The sequence below is a fragment of the Streptomyces sp. NPDC060209 genome (assembly GCF_042728155.1).
Classification (GTDB): domain Bacteria; phylum Actinomycetota; class Actinomycetes; order Streptomycetales; family Streptomycetaceae; genus Streptomyces.
On record NZ_JBHWZS010000129.1, the window covers coordinates 1 to 22,311 of the forward strand.

15 protein-coding genes and 1 pseudogene are annotated in these 22,311 nt (G+C 70.4%); 6 read left to right on the forward strand and 10 right to left on the reverse strand.

The features are described from left to right. Nucleotides 1–41: 41 nt before the first annotated feature. Both ACFWFI_RS23460 and ACFWFI_RS23465 read right to left on the reverse strand, forming a co-directional pair. A complete protein-coding gene (locus tag ACFWFI_RS23460) occupies nucleotides 42–719 on the reverse strand; it encodes a potassium channel family protein (protein WP_387393583.1) in 678 nt (225 codons plus the stop codon). Beyond that, the gene (locus tag ACFWFI_RS23465) at nucleotides 719–1,387 is read right to left on the reverse strand and encodes a potassium channel family protein (protein WP_014153600.1); all 669 of its coding nucleotides are present in this window, start codon (nucleotides 1,385–1,387) and stop codon (nucleotides 719–721) included. The genes ACFWFI_RS23460 and ACFWFI_RS23465 overlap by 1 nt, the downstream gene beginning before the upstream one ends. A 390-nt stretch (nucleotides 1,388–1,777) precedes the next feature. Here ACFWFI_RS23465 and ACFWFI_RS23470 point away from each other — a divergent pair, with 390 nt between their 5' ends. Together ACFWFI_RS23470 and ACFWFI_RS23475 are read left to right on the forward strand one after the other, a co-directional pair. Then, nucleotides 1,778–3,829: an APC family permease gene (locus tag ACFWFI_RS23470; protein ID WP_387393586.1), complete on the forward strand. Its 2,052-nt coding sequence runs from the start codon at nucleotides 1,778–1,780 to the stop codon at nucleotides 3,827–3,829. A 139-nt stretch (nucleotides 3,830–3,968) separates the two neighbouring features. Next, complete coding sequence (locus tag ACFWFI_RS23475) at nucleotides 3,969–5,327, forward strand: class I SAM-dependent RNA methyltransferase (RefSeq protein ID WP_387393589.1); 1,359 nt, start codon at nucleotides 3,969–3,971, stop codon at nucleotides 5,325–5,327. A gap of 461 nt (nucleotides 5,328–5,788) precedes the next feature. Here the strand turns inward: ACFWFI_RS23475 and ACFWFI_RS23480 are convergent, their stop codons facing one another. After that, nucleotides 5,789–7,213, reverse strand: a complete 1,425-nt coding sequence (locus ACFWFI_RS23480) for an MFS transporter (protein ID WP_387393592.1) — start codon at nucleotides 7,211–7,213, stop codon at nucleotides 5,789–5,791. After that, complete coding sequence (locus tag ACFWFI_RS23485) at nucleotides 7,210–8,091, reverse strand: alpha/beta hydrolase (RefSeq protein ID WP_387393595.1); 882 nt, start codon at nucleotides 8,089–8,091, stop codon at nucleotides 7,210–7,212. The genes ACFWFI_RS23480 and ACFWFI_RS23485 overlap by 4 nt, the downstream gene beginning before the upstream one ends. 90 nt (nucleotides 8,092–8,181) lie before the next feature. Between ACFWFI_RS23485 and ACFWFI_RS23490 the strand changes: the two genes are divergently transcribed. Together ACFWFI_RS23490 and ACFWFI_RS23495 are read left to right on the forward strand one after the other, a co-directional pair. Continuing rightward, entirely contained in the window at nucleotides 8,182–9,111 is a 930-nt protein-coding gene (locus ACFWFI_RS23490) for a LysR family transcriptional regulator (protein ID WP_387393598.1), read from the forward strand. Between the two features lie 200 nt (nucleotides 9,112–9,311). Next, the gene (locus ACFWFI_RS23495; protein ID WP_387393601.1) at nucleotides 9,312–10,013 is read left to right on the forward strand and encodes a response regulator; all 702 of its coding nucleotides are present in this window, start codon (nucleotides 9,312–9,314) and stop codon (nucleotides 10,011–10,013) included. On the opposite strand, the gene ACFWFI_RS23500 is transcribed toward ACFWFI_RS23495, so the two are convergent. The 5 genes and pseudogenes from ACFWFI_RS23500 to ACFWFI_RS23520 all read right to left on the reverse strand — a co-directional run. Continuing rightward, nucleotides 9,982–11,208 (reverse strand): sensor histidine kinase, encoded by a 1,227-nt coding sequence (locus tag ACFWFI_RS23500; RefSeq protein ID WP_387393604.1) that lies wholly within the window; start codon nucleotides 11,206–11,208, stop codon nucleotides 9,982–9,984. The two genes, ACFWFI_RS23495 and ACFWFI_RS23500, sit on opposite strands and share 32 nt — an antisense overlap. A gap of 146 nt (nucleotides 11,209–11,354) precedes the next feature. After that, a complete protein-coding gene (locus ACFWFI_RS23505) occupies nucleotides 11,355–12,725 on the reverse strand; it encodes an FtsX-like permease family protein (RefSeq protein WP_387393607.1) in 1,371 nt (456 codons plus the stop codon). A 5-nt stretch (nucleotides 12,726–12,730) separates the two neighbouring features. Next, the gene (locus tag ACFWFI_RS23510; RefSeq protein WP_387393610.1) at nucleotides 12,731–13,486 is read right to left on the reverse strand and encodes an ABC transporter ATP-binding protein; all 756 of its coding nucleotides are present in this window, start codon (nucleotides 13,484–13,486) and stop codon (nucleotides 12,731–12,733) included. A gap of 301 nt (nucleotides 13,487–13,787) precedes the next feature. Continuing rightward, the gene (locus ACFWFI_RS23515) at nucleotides 13,788–14,828 is read right to left on the reverse strand and encodes a hypothetical protein (protein WP_387393613.1); all 1,041 of its coding nucleotides are present in this window, start codon (nucleotides 14,826–14,828) and stop codon (nucleotides 13,788–13,790) included. A gap of 133 nt (nucleotides 14,829–14,961) precedes the next feature. Continuing rightward, a pseudogene (locus tag ACFWFI_RS23520) lies at nucleotides 14,962–15,086 on the reverse strand (GntR family transcriptional regulator); the annotation flags it as partial. A 281-nt stretch (nucleotides 15,087–15,367) separates the two neighbouring features. Here ACFWFI_RS23520 and ACFWFI_RS23525 point away from each other — a divergent pair. Together ACFWFI_RS23525 and ACFWFI_RS23530 are read left to right on the forward strand one after the other, a co-directional pair. Then, entirely contained in the window at nucleotides 15,368–18,910 is a 3,543-nt protein-coding gene (locus ACFWFI_RS23525; protein WP_387393615.1) for a P-loop NTPase, read from the forward strand. Beyond that, entirely contained in the window at nucleotides 18,907–19,842 is a 936-nt protein-coding gene (locus tag ACFWFI_RS23530; RefSeq protein WP_387393618.1) for a hypothetical protein, read from the forward strand. Before ACFWFI_RS23525 ends, ACFWFI_RS23530 begins: the two co-directional genes overlap by 4 nt. Nucleotides 19,843–20,029: 187 nt before the next feature. On the opposite strand, the gene ACFWFI_RS23535 is transcribed toward ACFWFI_RS23530, so the two are convergent. Continuing rightward, a complete protein-coding gene (locus ACFWFI_RS23535) occupies nucleotides 20,030–22,048 on the reverse strand; it encodes a beta-N-acetylhexosaminidase family protein (RefSeq protein ID WP_387393621.1) in 2,019 nt (672 codons plus the stop codon). Between the last annotated feature and the right edge of the window lie 263 nt (nucleotides 22,049–22,311).

Below are 22,311 nucleotides of genomic sequence, written 5' to 3' on the forward strand. Positions count from 1 at the left end.
CCGTGACACGGTCCGGGGCCCCACGCGTACGTACCGCCCGCTCAGTCCTCGGCGGGTTCCTGGCGGACCGAAAGCAGGTCCTCCAGCTGCTCCTCGCGCGCCTGGGCGGCCACGAACAGCAGCTCGTCACCGGCCTCCAGGGTCTCCTCGGGGCTCGGCGTCAGCACACGGGTGCCGCGGATGATCGTGACCAGCGAGGTGTCCTCGGGCCAGGCCACATCGCTCACCCGGATGCCGGCCAGCGCCGACTCCGGGGGCAGCGTCAGCTCGACCAGGTTGGCGTCGCCGTGGCTGAAGCGCAGCAGCCGGACCAGATCACCAACGCTCACCGCCTCCTCGACCAGGGCGGACATCAGACGCGGCGTGGAGACCGCGACGTCGACGCCCCAGGACTCGTTGAACAGCCACTCGTTCTTAGGGTTGTTGACCCGGGCCACGACCCTCGGGACGCCGTACTCGGTCTTCGCGAGCAGCGAGACGACCAGGTTGACCTTGTCGTCACCCGTCGAGGCGATCACGACGTTGCACCGCTGGAGCGCCGCCTCGTCGAGCGACGTGATCTCGCAGGCGTCCGCGAGGAGCCACTCGGCCATCGGGACCCGCTCAACCGAGATGGCGGTCGGCGCCTTGTCGATCAGCAGTACCTCGTGCCCGTTCTCCAGGAGCTCGGCCGCGATGGAACGGCCCACCGCACCGGCCCCGGCAATCGCGACGCGCATCAGTGACCGCCCTCCTCGGGACCTTCGGCAAAGGCCTCCTCGACCTTCGCGATCTCGTCCGTACGCATCATCACGTGGACGAGGTCGCCCTCCTGCAGAACCGTCTGCGACGTGGGCAGTATGGCCTCACCCAACCGGGTGAGGAAGGCGACGCGGACGCCCGTCTCCTCCTGCAGTGTGCTGATCTTGTGCCCGATCCAGGACGGCGTGGTGTGCACCTCGGCGAGCTGCACACCGCCGCTCGGGTCGCGCCACAACGGCTCCGCACCCGACGGCAGCAGTCGCCGCAGCATCTGGTCCGCCGTCCAGCGGACGGTGGCGACGGTGGGGATGCCCAGCCGCTGGTACACCTCGGCACGCCGCGGGTCGTAGATGCGCGCCGCGACGTTCTCGATGCCGAACATCTCGCGCGCCACCCGGGCGGCGATGATGTTGGAGTTGTCGCCGCTGCTGACGGCCGCGAACGCTCCGGCCTCCTCGATCCCCGCCTCACGGAGGGTGTCCTGGTCGAAACCGACCCCGCTGACCCGACGGCCGCCGAATCCGGAACCGAGGCGACGGAACGCCGTGGGGTCCTGGTCGATCACGGCGACCGTGTGCCCCTGCTGCTCCAGGGTCTGCGCGAGAGCGGCTCCGACGCGCCCGCAGCCCATGATGACGATGTGCACCTTGCGCCTACCTCGCCGTCCTGGTCGTCCGGATGACCTGCGAAAACACCCTGCTCACACTTCTCTCTCAGCTTGCGGGGCAAACAATGGGGCAACCACCTCCGGCGTTGCCCGTGGATGAGCTTATGCGGCGACGCCCGGGCCGCCTCATCCGAGTGTGCGTATCCCACCGGCCGATGAGCAAAAGGGGGGCCGGCCGCCGCGTGGAGGGCGTATCGGCCGAGAGATGTGAGTGGGGACGGGGCAGGGCCCCCGCCCGTCCGTGCCGCAAGGATTTCGTTAAGGATTCCATGGACTTTTCCGGTGAGGGCGGGTAATTATGAAGGTTTTCCGGGTGCCGAGGGGGTGGTGCCTCGGCGGCGTGTCCCGGCAACGCTTACGATCCTCACCGTGTCCAAACTGACCGACGTGCCCAAACGGATCCTGATCGGCCGGGCGCTGCGCAGCGACAAGCTGGGGGAAACGCTCCTCCCCAAGCGCATCGCGCTCCCCGTCTTCGCATCCGACCCGCTGTCCTCCGTTGCGTACGCACCCGGAGAAGTCCTCCTCGTGCTGTCCATCGCGGGCGTGTCGGCGTACCACTTCAGCCCCTGGATCGCGGTCGCGGTCGTGGTCCTGATGTTCACCGTCGTCGCCTCGTACCGGCAGAACGTGCGCGCCTACCCGAGCGGAGGCGGCGACTACGAGGTCGCCAACACCAATCTCGGCCCGAAGGCCGGTCTGACCGTCGCCAGCGCCCTCCTCGTCGACTACGTCCTCACCGTGGCCGTGTCGATCTCCTCGGGCGTGGAGAACCTCGGCTCCGCGATCCCCTTCGTCGTCGAGCACAAGACGTTCTGCGCCATCGGGGCCATCGTGGTGCTGACGCTGATGAACCTGCGCGGCGTCAAGGAGTCCGGGAAGCTCTTCGCCATCCCGACGTACCTGTTCGTGGCCGGCGTCTTCGCGATGATCATCTGGGGCGCTTTCCGGGGACTCGCCCTCGGGGACACCATGCACGCGCCCACCTCGGACTACGAGATCAAGCCCGAGCACCAGGGGCTGGCGGGCTTCGCGCTCGTCTTCCTGCTGCTGCGCGCCTTCTCCTCCGGCTGTGCGGCCCTCACGGGCGTCGAGGCGATCAGCAACGGAGTCCCCGCCTTCCGCAAGCCGAAGAGCAAGAACGCCGCGACCACACTCGCGGCGATGGGCCTGCTGGCCGTCACGATGTTCTGCGGCATCATCGGCCTCGCCATGGCCACCGACGTGAAGATGGCGGAGAACCCGGCGAAGGACCTGATCCACAACGGTGTCGCGGTCGGCGCGAGCTTCACCCAGGACCCGGTGATCTCCCAGGTCGCCGCGGCGGTCTTCGGCGAGGGCACCTTCCTCTTCATCTTCCTGGCGGCGGCCACCGCCCTGGTGCTCTTCCTCGCCGCGAACACCGCGTACAACGGCTTCCCGCTGCTCGGCTCGATCCTCGCCCAGGACCGCTACCTGCCGCGCCAGCTGCACACCCGCGGCGACCGGCTGGCCTTCTCCAACGGCATCGTGCTGCTCGCCGGGGCCGCGATCCTGCTCGTCTGGATCTACGGGGCCGACTCGACCCGCCTCATCCAGCTGTACATCGTCGGCGTCTTCGTCTCCTTCACACTCAGCCAGACCGGCATGGTCCGGCACTGGAACCGGCACCTGCGCACCGAGAAGGACCCCGCTGCGCGGAGGCACATGATCCGCTCCCGGGCGATCAACACCTTCGGCGCGTTCTTCACCGGCCTGGTCCTGGTCGTCGTCCTGGCCACCAAGTTCACCCACGGCGCCTGGGTCGCGCTGCTCGGCATGGTCATCTTCTTCGGGACGATGACCGCGATCCGCAAGCACTACGACCGGGTCGCGGAGGAGATCGCCGCCCCGGAGACCCGGCCCGACGACAGCATCCGCCCCTCGCGGGTCCACTCGATCGTCCTCGTCTCCAAGCTCCACCGGCCCACGCTGCGCGCCCTCGCGTACGCCAAGCTGGTGCGCTCCGACCAGCTGGAGGCGCTCTCCATCAGCGTCGACCACGCCGAGACGAAGGCGCTCAAGGAGGACTGGGAGCGGCGCGGCATCGACATCCCGCTGAAGATCCTCGACTCGCCGTACCGCGAGGTGACCCGGCCGGTCATCGACTACGTGAAGAGCCTGCGCAAGGACCGGCCGCGCGATGTGATCAGCGTCTACATCCCGGAGTACGTGGTCGGCCACTGGTACGAGCACCTGCTGCACAACCAGAGCGCGCTGCGGCTGAAGGGCCGGCTGCTGTTCACGCCGGGCGTGATGGTCACCTCGGTGCCGTACCAGCTGGAGTCCTCCGAGGCCGCGAAGGTGCGGGCCAGGAGGCGCGCGGACTGGATCGCGCCGGGCTCGGTACGCCGCGGTCCTGTGGAGCGGCGACAGCACAAGGAACCCACCCAGAAGGGCTGACGCCGCACTCTGCCTGTGGTAAGCGGCCGGCTTCCGCCCACGTAGACTGGTGGGCTGTTGTCCGGCCGTTTTCCGTTTTCCCGGTCCGGGCCCCTTCTCATCGTTCCTCTTCTCGACCGACATCTGGAGCCACCCCCTCATGCAGAACGAATCCACGTCGTCGCAGCCCGGGGAGCCTCAGGCAGGGGAGTCCCTGATCGGCCGGGAGTACGAGGTCGAGGTCGGACCCGTCGCCCACGGCGGCCACTGCATCGCCCGCACGTCCGAGGGCCAGGTCCTCTTCGTGCGCCACACCCTCCCCGGCGAGAAGGTGGTCGCCCGGGTCACCGAGGGCGAGACCGACTCACGCTTCCTGCGCGCCGACGCGGTCACGGTCATCGAGGCGTCCAAGGACCGGGTCGAGGCCCCCTGCCCGTACGCCGGCCCCGGCAAGTGCGGCGGCTGCGACTGGCAGCACGCCAAGCCCGGCGCCCAGCGCCGCCTCAAGGGCGAGGTCATCGCCGAGCAGCTCCAGCGCCTCGCGGGCCTCACGCCCGAGGAGGCCAACTGGGACGGCACGGTCATGCCGGCCGAGGGCGACAAGCTCCCGCCGGGCCAGGTCCCGGCGTGGCGCACGCGTGTCCAGTACGCGATCGACGCGGACGGCCTGGCCGGACTGCGCAAGCACCGCTCGCACGAGGTCCAGCCGATCGACCACTGCATGATCGCCGCCCCCGGCGTCACCGAGCTCGGCATCGAGAAGCAGGACTGGCCGCAGATGGCCACGGTGGAGGCCATCGCAGCCACCGGCTCGCACGACCGCCAGGTCATCCTGACCCCGCGTGAGGGTGGCCGGCTCCCGCTGGTCGAGCTGGACAAGCCCGTCTCCGTGCTCCGCGTCGAGGAGAAGGACGGCGGCGTCCACCGCGTCCACGGCCGCGCCTTCGTCCGCGAGCGCGCCGACGACCGTACGTACCGCGTCGGCTCGGGCGGCTTCTGGCAGGTGCACCCGCAGGCGGCGGACACCCTGGTGCGCGCGGTCATGCAGGGGCTGCTGCCCCGTAAGAACGACACGGCGCTGGACCTCTACTGCGGCGTCGGCCTGTTCGCCGGCGCCATCGGCCAGCGGATCGGCGAGAAGGGCGCGGTGCTGGGCATCGAGTCCGGCAAGCGCGCGGTCGAGGACGCCCGCCACAACCTGAAGGACCTGGACCGGGTCCGCATCGAGCACGGCAAGGTCGACCAGGTGCTGCCGCGCACGGGCATCACCGAGTGCGACCTGATCGTCCTGGACCCGCCGCGCGCGGGCGCGGGCAAGGCCACGGTCAAGCAGCTGGTCGCCCTGGGCGCCCGCCGCATCGCGTACGTGGCGTGCGACCCGGCGGCGCTGGCGCGCGACATCGCGTACTTCCGGGACGGGGGGTACCGGGTGCGGACGCTTCGGGCGTTCGACCTGTTCCCGATGACGCACCACGTGGAGTGCGTGGCGATTCTGGAGCCGGTGAAGAAGGACGACTGACCTGCTGCGTCGGTGGTGGGCGGTCGGGCGCGGCGGGTCGGGCGGACCAATCGCGCCGCGCCCCTAAGCGGTGGCCGGAATTCCCGGCTCAGCCGTCTTCCTGACGTCGTGTCACCCTCGATCGACAACATCTCCCCGGCCGAGACGTGGGTTGGCGGAACGCGGAACCCTGTTCACCGCTCAGAAGGCCGCGGAGCTGATGACCTGGGGTGGATCGATCGTTCTCAACGGCTCGGCCGCCGCCACGAGGGCGAGGCCCGGCTCCTCGCTGTACGCAGCCGGCAAGACCGCCATCCCGCCTCGGAGCTGATCGGAGCTGAGGCGAGCACGAGGCAACGGTCCGGAGCACAGGCCACGGTGGCGGTAGAGACCTGGTGCGTGGTGGTCGGCTGCGACCGGACGGCACGAGGCTACGGGTTCGCACACGATGCGCACCCGGCTGACGGCCGGTCTCGCGTGGGTCAGTGGCGCAGGGCGCCGCGTCGGGCGGTCTGCCTGTCCGCCCCGGAGGTTGGCCCCGGCCGGGACTGCTCCGGCCCGGAACCGGTCCGTCGCAGCCGGAGGGCGATCAGCGCCGTGAGCACGAAGACCGCGGCCTCGTAGGCCATCGCGTGGGCGAACGCCGCGTCCGCACTGTCGGCGGGCGCGAAATAGGCCAGCCCGGCCGCCGTCACCCCGATCGAGCCGCCGAGTTGCTGGGCCGTGGGCAGCAGCCCGGACACCGAACTCGCGGCGGCGCCCCGCACACCCGCCAGCACCAGCGTGAACACCGCTGCCGTGAACAGACCGAACGCGGTGCCTCCGGCCGCCAGTACCGGCAGTGCCGCACGGCGCCCGGGCCCGGTTCCGATGAGCGGCGCGAGCGCCACGGCCGTGCCCGCCAGCACGAGCGCGGCGGCCGTCAGTGCCGTCGCGCCCAGTCGGCGGGAGAGGGCCGGGGCGACACGGCTGCCCGCAACGGCCGCGGCGGCGAACGGCGCCGACACCAGCGCGGCGGACAGCGCCGAATACCCGAGAGCGGATTGCAGATGCAGGAACAGGAGGTACGTGAACGACGGGACTCCGGCGTTGAAGACGAACACCAGCAGCACGCCCCGCCTCGCGGTCCCGTCCCGCAGGACCGACGGGTGGATCAGGGGGTCCGGCCGGTGCCGGAGCGTGCGGACGAAACAGGTGAGGGCCACCGCGGAGACGGCGAAGGAGGCCCAGGTCCACCAGGGCCAGCCGGCCTCCCGGCCCAGCGCGCACGGCAGGACCAGCGTGGCGAAGCCGGTGGTGGCCAGCGCCGCTCCCACCCAGTCCACGCGCTGTCCGTCCGTACCGCGCGTAGGAGGCAGCAGGGCGGCTCCGGCCAGCGAGACGAGTGCCATCGGGACGGTGACCAGAAAGACCGCGCGCCAGCCGAGGCCGAAGAGGTCGGCGCCGACGAGCAGTCCGCCGATCAGCGGTCCGGCCAGCGAGGCCACGCCCATCGTGGCGCCGTACAGGGCGAGGGCTCGTGGGCGGCGGTCCGGTGAGACGCCGGTGCGGATGAGCGAGAGCACCTGCGGGGCGACCAGGCCGCTGCCCGCACCCTGCACAAGGCGGGCCGCGATCAGCCAGCCGGCGCCGGGCGCGGCGGCGCAGGCCACCGAGCCGGCCGTGAACACCGCGGTGCCCAGCGCGAACAGCCGCCGGTAACCGTAGCGGTCGCCCAGCCGTGCGGCGGTGATGAGCAGGCACGCGTACGCCAGGGTGTACCCGGCCAGCACGAGCTGCACCGCGCCGGGGCCCGCGCCCAGGCCGGACCGGATGGCCGGAGCGGCGATCTGCGCGATCGTGACGTTGAGCAGTTGCACGAAGGTCGCGCTCAGCACCACCGGCAGCAGGAAGCCTCGGCCGTTCACCGGACCAGGGCCTCGGCGAGTTCCTGCGGGCGGGCGGCGAACGGGCTGTGGCTGCCCGGAAGCGTGCGGACGGTGAACGGCTCGCCCGGCAGGGCCTGGTCGGCCTCCGCGATCATCAGGTCCTGTGCGGCCGTCGGCAGTGCCCGGTCCTGCGCGCAGCGCAGGAAGGTACGCGGGATACGGCCCCACCGTGCCGCGGTCAGGGTGATGGGGGTCGCCGGGACGGCCAGCGGCAGATCGGGGCTGAGCGCGGAGCGCCAGCGGTCGAAGCGGTCGGCGGGCGTGTCGTGGTAGTGGGTCTGCCGCAGCTCCTCGACGTAGGCGGGGTCCGACGAGAGAGGGTCGATCCGTACGGCCCCCAGTGCCCCGGGATCACCGAGGTTGAGGCCCTGCCCTCGTGCGGTGGCGTTCTCGGGCGCGCTCAGGTAGTCGAAGAAGCGGGGGCGGCCGGCGGGGACGAACGCGGAGAGGTAGACGACGTGGTCGACCAGCTCGGGCGCGCGCTCCGCGGCCAGCGACGCGGGACCGCCGCCCGCGCTGTGCGCGACGAGCACGACACGGCCGTAGCGGCGGACCCGGCGCAGCGCGTCCAGGACGGCATCGGCGCAGTCGTCCATCGTCACGTCGGCGAGCTGCGACCTCTCGGTCAGCAGACCGGGGCGGCCGGGCAGCAGATACCCGCTGGGCAGGGGAGCGCCGAAGCCGTGCCCGGGCAGGTCGACGGCAATGCTCGCGGCACCGAGACCGGCGAGCGCACGCTGCGTCGCCGCCCACTGCCACGAGCCGTGCCAGGCACCGTGAACCAGGACGAAGACAGTGCTGTTCAGATCGGTGTCCACGCAGTTGGCGGTGTTGGCGGCGTTCAGGGAGGGAGTCATGGCCCCATCTCAATCGACCACGGCGGATCGATCCAGGAGAAGATATGGCACGCTGGGTGGCGATACTTTGTGTGTATGGATGGAGCGGTCATGGAAGCGCGGCATCTGCGGTACGCACTGGCCCTCGCCGAGCACAAACACTTCGGCCGAGCCGCCCGCGCGCTGGGTATCGCGCAGCCCCCACTGTCCAAACAGATCGCCGACCTGGAGCGCGAGACCGGGGCCCGACTGTTCGACCGTACGCGCCAGGGTGTGTTCCCGACCGCCGCGGGCGAGGCGTTCCTCGCCCGGGCGCGGCGGGCACTGGATGAGATGGCGGCGGCCAAGGCCGACGCCGACCGGGCGGCGCGCGGCGAGACGGGCCGACTGCGGCTGGGATTCATCGCCTCCGCGCTGCTCGACCCGCTCCCGGACGTCCTGGGCCGGTTCGGCCGCGAGCGGCCCGACGTACGGCTGGAGCTGCACGAGATGGCATCCGGCCGCAGCACCGCCGCTCTCATCGCCGGAGAACTGGACGTGGCCGTCACCCTCGGACCGCCCCGGGGCGCCGGGGCCGAGCATCTGGTGTCCGTCCCGGTCGGACACGACCGTCTGATCGCCGTGGTCGCCAGCGCGCACCCCTACGCGGGCCAGGCATCGGTGAGCGTGGACCAGCTGCGACGGCAGCGGCTGATCGTGGCCGCCGGGGAGGACGAGCCCGCCATCGCTACCGGGCTGCGCGTCATGCTGGGCGAGGACGCCGCAGCGCTGGAAGGTGCCACCGTGGCCAGGGACGTGCACACGATCATGGGCCTGGCCGCCTGCGGGGTCGGCGTGGGCCTCGGGCCCTCCCGCATGCGGGAAGCCCCGAGGCCGGGCATCCGGTTCTGCGAGGTGACCCCGGAGACGGCGCTGCCCGACCTGGTCCTGTCCTTCGCCGACCGGGACCGCTCCCCGGCGCTGGGCGCATTCCTCGACACCGTTCGCAGAACCTGCCCCGACGTCGGTGCTGCACTCGACCTGCGGTTGGACCAGGCATGAGTACCGGCTCCGGGCCGGCCGCATCGCTCTCGTCACGGGGTCCTGCCCACCGGCCACGGTGCCGGCGCTCCCAGCCGAACGGTCCGGGCATCCGGCGACGGACACGAGCACCACGAATGCGCACTCGCCGACTCTCCCGGCCCGGATTCGGTCATGGCACCAGCCGGCGACGGCCGTCAGCCGGGCCTGATAATGGCGTCATGATCAATAGGCGTCTGCGTGTGGTGCTGGCCGAGGACTCCGTCGTTCTCCGTGACGGAATGGTCGAGCTCCTGGGCGCCCGGGGATGCGAGGTGGTGGCCACCGCCGGGACGGCACCCGAGCTGCTCGCCGAGGTGGTCGAGCACCTGCCCGACGTAGCCGTCGTGGACATCCGGATGCCGCCCACCCACACCGACGAGGGCATTCGCGCCGCAGTCGAGATCCGTGCGAGGACACCCGAGGTCGGCATCCTGGTCTTCTCCCAGCACGTCGAGACGGCCTGGGCCTCCCGGCTGCTGGCCGGCGGTGCGGCGGGTATCGGGTACCTGCTGAAGGAACGTGTCGCCCGAACCTCCGAGTTCGTGGACGCGCTGCACCGGGTCGCCGAAGGGGGCGTGGCGCTCGACCCCGAGGTGGTCACCCTCATGATGCGCGGTGGCCGGCGCACTCGGGTGGACACTCTGACACCGCGCGAGCGCGAGGTGCTTGAGCTGATGGCGCAAGGCCATTCCAACCGCTCCATCGCCGCGCTGCTGGTGGTGTCGGAGCGTGCGGTGGAGAAGCATGTCGCCGCTGTCTTCGGCAAGTTCGATCTGAGGGCGTCACACACCGACAACAGGCGGGTGAAGGCGGTCCTGACCTACTTGGCGGAGAGCGGCGGCCGAGGTTTCAGCACAGACGCGTCGGCAGCTCGGCGGTGACGACGGTGGGCCCGCCGGGCGGGCTGTCCACCCGCAGGACCCCGTCCACCGCCGCGAGCCGTTCGGTCAGACCGGTCAGGCCGGTGCCGGTGCCGAGCGCCGCGTCGCCGCAGCCGTCGTCGCGCACGATCAGACGGATGCGGCCGTCCGCAGCGCTTGCTGTGAGTTCGGCGGAGCGGGCACCGCTGTGCTTGGCGATGTTGGTGAGGAGCTCGGCGGCGCAGAAGTAGAGGGCCCGTGCGACCGCTGGGTGCGGGCGTTCCCGCAGGTCCAGGTGGACGCTGACCGGTACCGGCGAGGCGGCGGCGAGGCCCGGCAGTGCCTCGCCGAGACCGCCGTCCAGCGCCACCGGGTGGATCCCCTGGGTGAGCCGCCGCAGTTCGGCGACGGTGTCGTCGGTCTGGGTGCGGGCGCGGTCCACCAGGGTCCGCAGCCGCCGGAGGTCCGGGCCGGCGGTGGGAGAGAGCGCGTCGTCGGCCAACGAGAGAGTGATGGCCAGGGCGACGAGTTGGGCCTGGGTGCCGTCGTGCAGGTCACGCTCCAGGCGGCGGAACTGGTCGGTGTTGTCCGCGAGCAGGGTGGCACGGGCAGTCTCCAGCTCCCGGACGCGCTGCTGGGCACGGGCCGGGCCGAGCAGCAGCCGTGCGAGTCGTCGGTTCGCCCCGCTCAGTGACCGGATCGCGCCGGGCACTGCGGAGAGGAGGAGAAGGCCCAGCACGGTGGAGGCGGCCTCCAGCCGGCCGGCCGGCCGCGGACCCGCTTGCAGCAGGCGGATCCAGAGCGGAAAGCCGATCAGCCAGCCGCAGCCGAGGGGAAGCGCCACGGCGGAGGCGAACCCGAGCACCCCGAGTGGCAACCGCAGCACCAGATAGAGCAGCGTCCGCCAGGCGACCGGATCGGTCAGCACGATACGGCCACGGACGATCACGCCCGCCGGGACGGGTAGCTTCGCCGGTGCCTCGACGCACTCGCCGAGCAACCGGCCGACCAGCCGCCGGTGCAGTGCGCCCAAGCCGCGCGCGCCCAGCAGCGCGGCGACCACGAACGGCAGACCGAGCACGGTCAGCGAGAGCAGCGCCCCCGCATACAGGACGGCGAAAGCGTAGACACCGCCGAGCAGGGCAAGCGGCAGCCCGACGACGGCGAAGGCCCATTCGCCGCCCCGGACGGACAGGTATCGCCGCCGTTCAGCCATCTCCGACACCGGGCGCCCCGGCCGGCCCCCGCGTAGCGGGCGACAGGGTCGAGCCTGCGGGCGGCGCGTTCACCCAGGTCCGAAGTCCCGTGCGGGTGGGCGTCTGCTCGCCGGCCGCATCTCCGGCAACGGATCCACTGCTGGGCTCAGTCACGGCCGCCGCCCACCAGTTCCGCCGCCGGGCCATGGACAGCCCGCAGGCCCGTGGCCAGGATGCCCGGGACGGTCAGCAGCGCCGCACCCGCGACGATGAACCAGCATGCGGGCACCGGGACGGACGGCATGGGTGAGCCGGTCACCGCCGCGCTGAACGCTGCTGACGCGGCGCCCGCGACCGCCGCTCCGAGCAGGACACCCACCGCTGTGGTCAGCGCCGCTTCCACGGTCAGCATGCGCATGAGCTGCGGCCGGGTGGCGCCGACCAGCCGCAGCAGCGCGAACTCGCGGCGCCGTTCGGCGGTCACGGCGACCAGGGTGTTGAGGGTGGAGACGGCGGCGAAGCAGGCCAGGAGCGCCAACTCGGCCTGGCGTAGCCAGACGTCCGTTGCCGAAGTGACGCTCGTCGCCGTCGAGTTCGCGGCGTGCTCGACGGTGCTTGTCATGATCAGCATGGTGCCCGACAGTCCCACGAGCAGTGCCACCGGGACCACGGCGGACGACAGTCGCCGCGCGTACCCGCGCAGGTTGGCGTTGGCCAGCCATCCCGCACCGGGTGCCAGCGCCCGTACCGGCGCCCCCAATGCGGCCGTCAGGAGGCGCGCCGTGAACGGACCCGTCAGGGCGACGGCGATCAGCAGAACCAGCGAACCGAGCAACGCCGCCTGCCCGGCCTTGTCCGCCTGTTCCGGCGGTCGCGTCGCGGCCAGTCGCAGCAGCAGGACGCCGCCCACCAGTACGCCGATTCCGGCGAGCAGGCGGAGTGCACCCGTCCGCCCGTGCTCCGTCGAACTCGCGGTGAGGGCTGCCGCGGGCGCGACGCGGGAGATCCTCCGGGCCGCGACGGCCGAGGCTGCCAGGCCGACGGCGAGCGCGGCGGCCAGCGCGATCAGCATCGGTACCGGTGTCACCGGCACTCTCACGCCCGGCGCGGCCAACCCCAGTCGCTGGAGCTCGGCGAGGAAGCGGCGGGCCGTGGCCACCCCGGCAACCCAGCCCGGCGCGGCCATCAGCAAGGTGGTCGTGAAGACCTGGACACGGACGAGCCGCCGTGTCTGACGGGGAGTCGCCGCGATGGTGCGCAGCAGGGCCAGCTCATGGTGCTGTTGACGGAGAGCAAAACCCATCGCGTTGACCACGACGAAGAGCGCGACCAGGACGGCGATCTCACCGAAAGCGCCGGCGATCACCATCAGCCCGGGTCCTGCGGTCGCCTCCCGGACGGCGACAGGCGTGGTGACATCGGTGGCGAACAGGGAGCCGAACAGCGTCACGGTGGCGACGGCGAGGAAAAGTGCGACGGCCGGACCGATGAAGGCGGCCGGACGTCGGCGCATCTGTCCGAGGGCGATCAAGGTCATCGTGTTCACTCGCCCAGCCGGCTCAGGCGCTCGCCGACCTGGGTCGCGGACGGTCGGTCGAGCTCGTCCACCACCAGGCCGTCGGCGAGCAGCAGCACCCGGTCCGCGTAACCGGCGGCGACCGGATCGTGGGTCACCATCACGCAGGTCCGGCCGTCCCGGTCCACATTGGCGCGCAGCAGTGCGAGGATCTCGTGCCCGGTGGTCCGGTCGAGCGCCCCGGTCGGCTCGTCGGCGAAAAGCACCTGAGGGCGGGAGACCAGCGCCCGGGCGATCGCCACCCGTTGCTGCTGCCCGCCGGACAGCTGCCCGGGCCGGTGCCGCTCACGCCCGGTCAGTCCGACCCGGGCGAGCGCGCTCATCACCCTGCCGCGGTCGGGCCGCTTCCCGGCCAGCCGACCGGGCAGTTCGACGTTCTGTGCGACCGTCATCGCAGGCATCAGGTTGAACGCCTGGAAGACGAATCCGACCCGGCTGCGCCGCAGCTCCGCCAGCCGCCGCTCGGGCAGCCGGGACACCTCGGTACCGCCCCACCAGACCGAGCCCCGGGTGGGCCGGTCCATCCCCGCAAGGCAGTGCAGCAGGGTGGTCTTGCCGGAGCCTGAGGGCCCCATCACCGCTGTGAACGTCCCGGGTGCGAGGGCCACCGACACCCCGCGCAGCGCCTGCACGGCCGCAGTGCCGCGCCCGTACTCACGGTGCAGGTCCTCCGTCCGGGCGGCGGCGGTTCCCATTTCGACATCCGTCGTCATCTCAGCCATACCCTCATCCTCGGCGGACATGGCACGGCGATCGATCGTGTCAGCCCCCGATTCAGGGGTTCGGGAAACCGAACCCCTGTCGTCAGCAGAGGATGCGTCCAGTCAACCGCGACGCACGCCGCGCCGCGGCCCGTTGACCACCCGGCCGCCCCGAGCAGCGCGACGACCGTCCGGACCACGGCCGTACGGAACTTCGCGGTATGCAGGGGGAAGCCCCCGTCCGCGCGGCGATGGGAGGAACGTGGAAGGGGCGGGCTGGTCCGGCCGGCCCGGGCATGTGCGCGTCACCGCCGGGCGGCCTTCAGGAGGCGACCCGCGCGCGGTTGCCGCGCTCGTCGTTCTCCGGGGTGCCCTCCCGGTTCTTCCGCTTGGGGGCGGCGAGTTCCGTCTCCTGGTGGCTGTAGAGCCCGATGGACTTCGGCGCCATCCTCTGCTTCTTCTCGGTCACCTTCGCGCGGGTGCGCACCACGGCGTAGAGGTCGGTGTCCGTGGTGGAGCCCGTCTTGTACTGCTCGTACTGCTCGGGGGAGATGTACTTGGCCTTGAAGACCTTGAGCACGGCGTCCGCGTCGAGCCCGCCCTTCACCACGACCTCCTGGGACGCCTTGGCGAAGTTCTCCGCGCTGCCGCCGCTGTTGCCGAAGACGGCCGCGAGCTGCTCGGGGTCGGTGGTGTCGTAGACCCTGCCTTCCGTGACCCTTGCTTCGTCGGGCAGCCTCACCTTGGCGATGCGTGACTCGTTCTCCGCGGCCCAGGCGGCGGCTGTCTTGAGGCTGCGGGTGAAGGAGACCCAGGACGACTTGACCTTCGCCTTGCTGCCGGCGCGGATGTGATCGGCGGCGGACTTGGTGACATCGTTGCCGATCGGCGGGCGCAGGCCGTTGCGCAGGGGCAGCTCCTCGGGGCGGAGCGTGCGGTAGAAGACGTTGGGGTCCTCGCTCTCCGAGTCACCCTCGGATTCCGCGTGGACTTCCCGGTAGCGGGGCATGATGGCGCGCAGCGCCCGCTCGGACAGGCTGTCCCGCTCGTCGGGGTGCGCGGCGCGCAGGCGGTCCAGCTCCTTGGCCTTCTTGGCCCGCAGCAGCTGGGCCGCGAGCGCGACTCGCTGCTCGGGGGAGAGGCCGTTGGTCTCCACGGACTGCTTGGAGCGCGGGTCGGTCACCGCGGCCCGCTGGATCACGGGGGCGAGGGTCCGGACGACCGCGGCGTTGCCCGCAGTGCGCTGGAGGGAGAGCAGCGCCTCGGGGCCCGGCGGACGGGTGCCCGGCCGCGGTCCGCGCGCAGGCCCCGGCCGCCCGACGTCCTGTGCGCTTCGTTGTGCTCGACGCCCCTGGGCGTGCATACACCGCTCCTTGGTTGGGTCAGCTACCGCGAAGCGTATCGGGCCCCTTCGCGCCCCGAATACCCGGTTCCATCAGGCACATTGGGCGCGCCGGGCCGAAGTGGCCGTACCGCCCGCCCCCGGAGGGAGGACGGTCCAGGGGGCGCTCGAGCCGGGTGACGCACGTGTAGTGGTCTTCGCAGTACATCCCGAGCGCACCCACTCCACGAGCCGGCCGGTGCGGTCCGGCGAGTGCCGGGAGAGCACCGGCATCGGCAGGCGGGAGGCCGGCGGTGAGGGCCGGGACGAGATTCAGTGCGCCCGGTATGTCCGCCGCCGTTCCTCAGGATGCGGTGGGCGATCGTGCGGATGACCTCGGAGCGCTCGGGCGCGGCCAGTGACGCACGTCAGCCGGTGCGCTCCGCGTCCCCCTGCGAAGACGTCATGGCGATGCCGCTTGGCGGATCACCAATACTGGTGCGAAAACGGCTGCTCCAGTGCAGAATTGACGATCCGTCGCCTAAGTCGGGGCGACCGGGGGTTACTCACCTGGAGACGACATGTCGGTGGGGAAGCAGGCGCTGTTCGAGCGGCTGGACCGGGGTCCGTCCTTCTTGTTCCTGGGGCAGAGCTACCTGTCCATCGAAACGGGGCACGACCCGCTGGTAGGACCTCTAGCCAGGTCATTGGGTAGAGACAACTTGTCCGAGACCGCCTATCAGGCAATCCTTGGTGCCGCTCAGGACAGCCGTGAGGCGGCTGCCAAGGCGCTCAGTGATGCTGGACGCGCACTCGTACTGCCGCCGTCATTGAAGACCACGCTGGAGTTCCCCTGGAACGGCGTGCTCTCCTCGGCTGTCGATCCCTCGTGGCGGCAGGGACTCAAGCAGGACTGGCGGACTGTCCAGGAGGCCGTGCCCCAGCGCGACCGGACGCGCCTGTCGCGCGACATGGCCGACGTCCAGGCGCTCATGCTCTTCGGAGGCGTTGATCAGCCGGTCGACGAAAGGCCCCCAACGACGAAGATGGAGTTGTCGCGGCGCAGAGCGCTGGCGGCCGAGGCTCTGTCGCGGATTGTCACGGACGGACTGACCCCGAGGGGCTTGCTGGTGGTGGAGGGGTGGTCCCTCGACGACTGGCTCGACCCTGAGACGCTCTACAGCCAGATCTGCGACGCGGTTCCGAACCAGGTGCACCTGTTCTCCGCGACCGACGAAATCCTCGCGGACGAGTTCATACGTGAGGCGATCAATCTCAAGGTGCTTGTCCCGCATCGGGAGACGTTCGCTTCCCTGGTGGAGGAGGCGCGCAGCACCGGTCGTTTGAGCGACGGCGGTCCGACCACCACCTCGACCCACGCAGTACGCGTCGGCGACCGACGCCTGCCCATCGACCGGAGTCGCTGGCAACGGATTCTGCCGCACGCCCGCCCGGTGGACGTGGACCTCCTCGATGATCCGCCTGCTGAGTCCAAGCACCGGCGCTTCCAGAAGTTCCGTGAGTTTCTCGGTGCGAGCGATGGCTCGCCGACCTGGTGGGCGCATGCCCGCGGCCTCCCCTTCCAGCGCAACTTCGAGAAGGTCTTGACGGACTTGGTCGAAGACGCAGCCGCATCCCCGGAGCGGCAGGGGCCACTTCTGGTCGTCGGTCAGTCGGGGACGGGGAAGAGTGTCGCTCTGGCTCGACTGGCCTTCCAGACCGCCCGGACGGGGAGGCGAGTCGTCCTCCACATCCCGCGCAAGTCGACACGCCCGGAGTTTCAGGCACTCGACGACTTCTGCCTGTGGGCGGAGGAGCAGTCAGGCGCCAACACTCTGATCGTGTGGGACGGCATGTTGGAGCCTGACGATTACCAGCGACTCTTCGACTATCTGCGCAGCCGGGGGCGCAAGGTGGTCATGGTTGGCAGTTGCTACTGGGACGCGGACCAGTTCGGCGACGGCGGCGGTAGAAGGCGCGGGCGGGCCGACAAGCAGGTGAGGACGACCCCCCGATACCGGCGAGACAGTGATTTCGTCGAGGCACCGGCCACGATCGCCGGCAAAGAGCTCGACCGCTTCACCCGCTACCTGGCGGACTTCGGCATCGTCCTCAAGGGTGCGGACGAGGCGATCGTGGCTCGCGATCGGTCGTTCCTGTCGGCTCTGTACCGCCTACTGCCCGATGCGCATGCTCCTCTGTCCCACGGCCTGGTGCTCGAGCTGAGACGCTCCGAGGAGCGCCTGGGGCATGCCGCCCGCACGCGGATCAACTACGAGCCGCCCACGATCATGGCGGCGGCCCTGGAGGAGGCCGGCCTGCTGCACGGCCTTGAAGCGCTCCGGGGCACATCGGAAGAGGGGGTGGCTGCCTGGCAGGACGACCCGTACGAGCGCCTCCTCAGCCTGATCCTGATGATTCACAGCCATGGCCTGCGCACGCCCCTTGAGCTCGCCCTGCGCACCATCGGCCGCGACGGCGTCCGGAACCTTCCGGACCTGCTGAGTGGCATAGACATCATCCGCTGGGATGAGGACGAACAGGGCAATTACACCCTCGGAGGGCGCAACCAGTTGGAGGCGACCCTGCTGACCGGCGCCCGCAGATGGGGGGAGGAGCGGGAGGCGGCTCAGATTGCCGAATTGATCGAGCTGGTCCGGCCTGATTCCCGAGCCCGTAATGGCGGCCCGGAGATCGAGTTCGTCATGGCTCTCCTCACCGCGATCGGACCGCAGAAGAACCGGGAGCAGCGGAAGTACGGGGCTCAGTACCTGCTGATTGCTGACTCCATTGCCAAGCTGAGGATGCTGGTCACCAACCCTGTGATCTACGCACGTCTGACGCACAAAGAAGTGAACATGCGGCGTGAGTGGGCGGTGTGGGACCAGCGCCGGCAGGGACCGGACGTCAACCTGCGGCGCCGTGCTCTGGAGGCAGCTCAGGAGGCCGTGGACGAGGCGCTGCGGGAAGCGGAGGACCTGGGTCACCGGCGGGACATCCGCCTGAATCTCTACGTCGAGCAGGCCAGCGTCCGCGGCTCCCAACTGTACGAACTCCTCCACTCAGGCCCCGACGGCGGCGTCCCTCAGCCGTTGCCGAGCGAGGAGTACATCTCGGGCGAGCTCCGGGAGCTCAAGCGAAGCGTCCAGTCGGCTCTGGAGTGCGAGGCGACCAACTACTACCCGGTGGATGTGCTCTGCTGGGCGACCCGGGACACGTTCAAAGCGGGGGCGCTGTCCGACGATGCTGCAGCCACGCTGGTCGGTGACTGCCTGAGCGCCCTGACTGTGATCGATCCGGAGACTCTTGAGCCCGGGCAGGCAGGCCTCTACCACAGCAAGTTCGTGGAGATCGCCTCGCTTGCGAGCGACCATTTCCTGGCAGAGCAGCAGTTGAAAAAGCTCGAGGCGTACGACGAGCCGCTGGCCGCTTTCTTCTTTGCCCTGAAAGTCAGTGGCTTCATCAAGAACGAACCCGACCAGGAGGGAGTGCAGCGGGCTCTGGAGCATCTCAGGCGCAATCCCCTCCGGCTCCAGGACGAACGCTGCGTGCGCCTCGCCGTCGACCTGCTGTGGTTCGCGCGAACGGGTGAGCGCTTCCTCTCGGGTGAGCGCCAGACCCTGCCGCTGGACCAGGCAGCCTGGCAGGAATGCCTTGAGCTCACGGAACTCGCGTCGGCCTACGACGCGATGCCTTCGCTCAGGGTCCACTTCATGCGCGCGCTGGCGCTCTTCCACCTGGGCAGCATCGACCGGGCGATGGACGCGTTCCGGGACCTGGACCGGCTCTCACTGGAGCAGCGGGATCGCCGCCGTGTGATCAACGTCTACGTGTCGAGCTGGGAGGACGGTGCTCCTCGAGTCTTCCGGGCCCGGGTCCTCCGGGTCGACGCGGACTTCCGGGGCGGCCGCTGTTGGGTCGAGGGGTACCAACGGGAGCTCCCCTTCGACCCGTCCGGCTTCGGACCCGACCAGGCCGTCGAAGGCAGGACGCTTGACGCCTACATCTCGTTCAACATGATCGGTCCGAGGCTGGAGCCTCCGCGGGAGCCTGGAGAGCGTCGTGGGCCCACGCTTCTGGGGCCCGCCGTCCACCGGCAGAGCGAAGTGCGAGGTGCACGGTGACAACGACGCAGCCCACCCCGCCGGTAGCGCCCGAGGCCGCCTGGAATCGCATCACCGGTGTCCATCGGAATCTCGACCGGCTCGCCCGCCACCTGCTGAAGCGTTCGGCCGGCACGGACGTCAGTCTGCCTCCGCCCGACTTCACCCACCCGCAGACCGCCTTCTTCTTCGCCACGATCTGGATGCGGGCGTGGTACTCGGAGGCATGGGCGGCGTCAAGCAGGTGGCTCTACGAACAGGCCGCAGCCCTGGGACAGACGCCGCCCGAGAAGGACTTCGCGGACACGATGCGCCGGTTGCGCGCGTTCCTGGTACATCACATGGACGCTTCGGTTTCCGAGAGCGAGGAGACCGAGCGAGTCTGCAACGAGTGGTTCGAGCGGGCCTGCGGGTCTGTCGTGCCCCAGTCCACCGTCGAATGGCAGCACTGCTTGGCCCGGCTGCTCGAACAGAACGAGTCGTACGCCCACTTCATGCTTGCCATAGCCAAGGCCGTCGAGCGCAGTCCGGAGAAGTCCACGCTGGTGTCGCAATGGCGTGCCGCCTTGGAGCGTCAGGACTATCCGCGTTACAGGCAGAGCCTTCAGGAGGCTGCGGGAGACCTGGGGCTTCAGCGGCTCAACGATCAGAAGCTGAACAGCATCCATGCTCGGTACCGGATGCGGTGGGCGAAGGCACTCGAGAAGCTGGCGCACGATGCCGACTTCGACCGTGAGATCCGTCTGCGCACGGAGTGGGCACTTCTCGCCGACACGAGCGGCGCCCTGATCGTCTCCGCCTCGGACGTCATGGAGGCGCTCGGCCTTTCCCCGGGCCCCCAGGGGGCCCGCGCTCTGCGTCTCGCACAGGTCCTCCGGGAGTTCCACCCCGACGACTCGGCCGAGCAGCTTCTGCAGCGCCTTTCGGTGCAGTGGGTCGCGGTACGTCAGTAGCCGCACGTGCCGACAACTCCCAGGGGCTGGGCCGCGGATCGCAAGCACGGCCCATCTGCCTGCGAGGGGAGAGCACAGACGAACCGGCGGCGTCCGAGAAGGCGCCTCTGACTGCACCTCGTCTCCGGGCGGCCGTGTCGTGAGAGCCGACGGCCCCGGGCGCCGCTGTCGGCGCCCGGGGCGTGTGTCACATCTTCGGCGCCTGGTTGATGAACGTGTCCAGCACCCCGTCCGCCACCTTGATCGTGCCCTGCGGTCGGGTGGTGCCCGGGATGGTGGTGATCGCCGCGGCCTGTTTCGCCAGATCGGCCGCCTTGGCGAAGTCCGCCTGGCCGCTGCCCGAGTGCAGTTGGGCCCGCAGGCCGTCCAGGGTGGCGTTCAGCGCGCCGCCCCACAGGGCGAGGGCGTCCAGCCATGGCTTCGTCTGCGCCAGGAAGGCCGGGTCGCGCACGCCGGCGCGGATCTGTTCGGGAGCCCCGGCCAGTACGTCGGCGTAGGCGCCGAGATCCCGCAGCGCGGCTTGCCGTTGGGCAAGGGATCCGCTGTCCCACGCCTTGGTGAAGTCCGCGAGCCGCGCGCCCAGTTCAGGTGCCTGCGGCTGCCAGTTCGTGTCGCCGAAGGTCGGCGCGAGGTGTTCGGTGTCGAAGAAGGCCAGCAGGGCCCGGGCGGTGGCGCGGTCGCCGCCGGCCAGGTAGTCGGCCGCCGCGCGCCAGGTGCGGTCCGCGTCGTAGTCCTCGTCGTTCCAGGCGAAGGACGCCCCGCCGAAGAGAGCCACCTTGCTTGCCGCGGCCTGGTTCATCGGGTTGAGCACGATGCCGCTCAGCGCCTTGTGCAGCCCGGCTTCCCGCTTGTCATAGGGGGCCATCAGCAGTCGGCCCGTCGTCTGGCCGTAGTCGTTGACCGGGTAGTTGTCCCAGAGGAACACCTTGCGTCCCCACACCGTGGATGCGGCCTCGGCGTCCTTCATGCTGATCGAGGGGGGAACGACGTCCGTGCCCGTCCACTGCACGATCACCTTCGGGTCCAACTGCTCGCGCAGTACGGACTTGTAGGCGGAGTCGGCGGTGTCGGAGTACTCGGTGGGCACGAACTGGAGTGGCTCGGCATCCGAGTGGGTGTCGATGAAGTCGTGCTGCACGGCGTTGAGCAGGTCGGCCTGCGCCTGTCCCGCGCTGCCCCTGCCCGGGGCGCCGTACTTCGCCTGGTCGGCGTCGCAGTTCCACTTGGTGTAGCTGATGTCGTCCAGCGCCACGTAGAAACTCCGCGCCCCCTGGTCGTAGAGGGTGCCCAGCTTCGCCTTCAGGGCGTTCACGTCGTCGGGGTCGCTATAGCAGACGGACAGGCCGGGGGAGAGGGCGTAGGTGAAGTCGACGTGGTGGGCGGTGGCCTGCTCGATCAGTTCCCGCAGGTCGGCCAGCTTGTCGGCAGGGTAGGGCTCGCGCCACTCCTCCCTCAGATACGCGTCGTCCTTCGGCGTGTAGATGTAGGTGTTGGCCTTGATGTCGCCGTAGAAGGCGAGTTGGTCGAGTCGGTCGGTGTGCGACCAGGGTGCGCCGTAGAAGCCTTCGATGCTGCCACGAAGGGGCATGGCCGGGTGGTCGGTGACCGACACGGCCGCGAGGGTGTGCTTCCCGGTCACCAACTGCTTCAGTGTCTGGGCGGCGTAGTAGACGCCGTCCCCGTCGTTGCCGGCGAGCACGACGGTGTTGCCCCGGGAGGCGAGGGAGTAGCCCTCCGCGACCAGGGTGCCGGGTACGGTGCCGCCTGTGGTGCGCAGGGCGTCGGCCACCGCCCGGTCCTTGATGGAGCCGGCCACGACGGTCAGCTTCGCTCCATGGGCGCGCGACGCCGAGGCGGCGCCCCCGGCCGCAGTCGTGTCGATGTGACGGGCCCCGGCCGAGGCCAGTGCCTGCTTGATGACGTCGGCGCTCGCGTCGTCGACGTCGTCACCGAGGACGAGGCGTACACGTTCATGGACGCGGAGGTCGCGTCCCGCCGACTTCATCTGCTGCGGCGTGGGGGTGACGACGGGGAGGGCTGCGGACGGGGCTGCGCCGGACGCGGGCGATGCCGGGGTGGCCGACTCCCCGACCGCCTGGGCGGGAGCGGAGAGCGTGCCGAGGGCCAACAGTGCGGCGGTGCTGAGAAGCGAGAGTCGGGAAATGCGGGGAAGACAGTACGGATGACTTTTAGACATACGGGTCACTGCGCCTCCACGGAAGTGGACTACCACATTCAGGTGTTGGAGTGGTCTAAACCACCACTCGTCGGCGCCCGTGTCAAGATCGCGCCCCGAGAAAGAGCAAACTGATCTCCTGGTGGGCAGTCGGTTCGACAACGATGTCTGGGTCGTCGACACGGATCGAGGGCGGCCCGCGATCGTCGGTCGCCCGGTTCGGCCGGCGTCCACAGTGGCCGGAGCAGCTACAACACCGACGTCAGGACCCCCGGGCACGGCCGGGGGGTCCC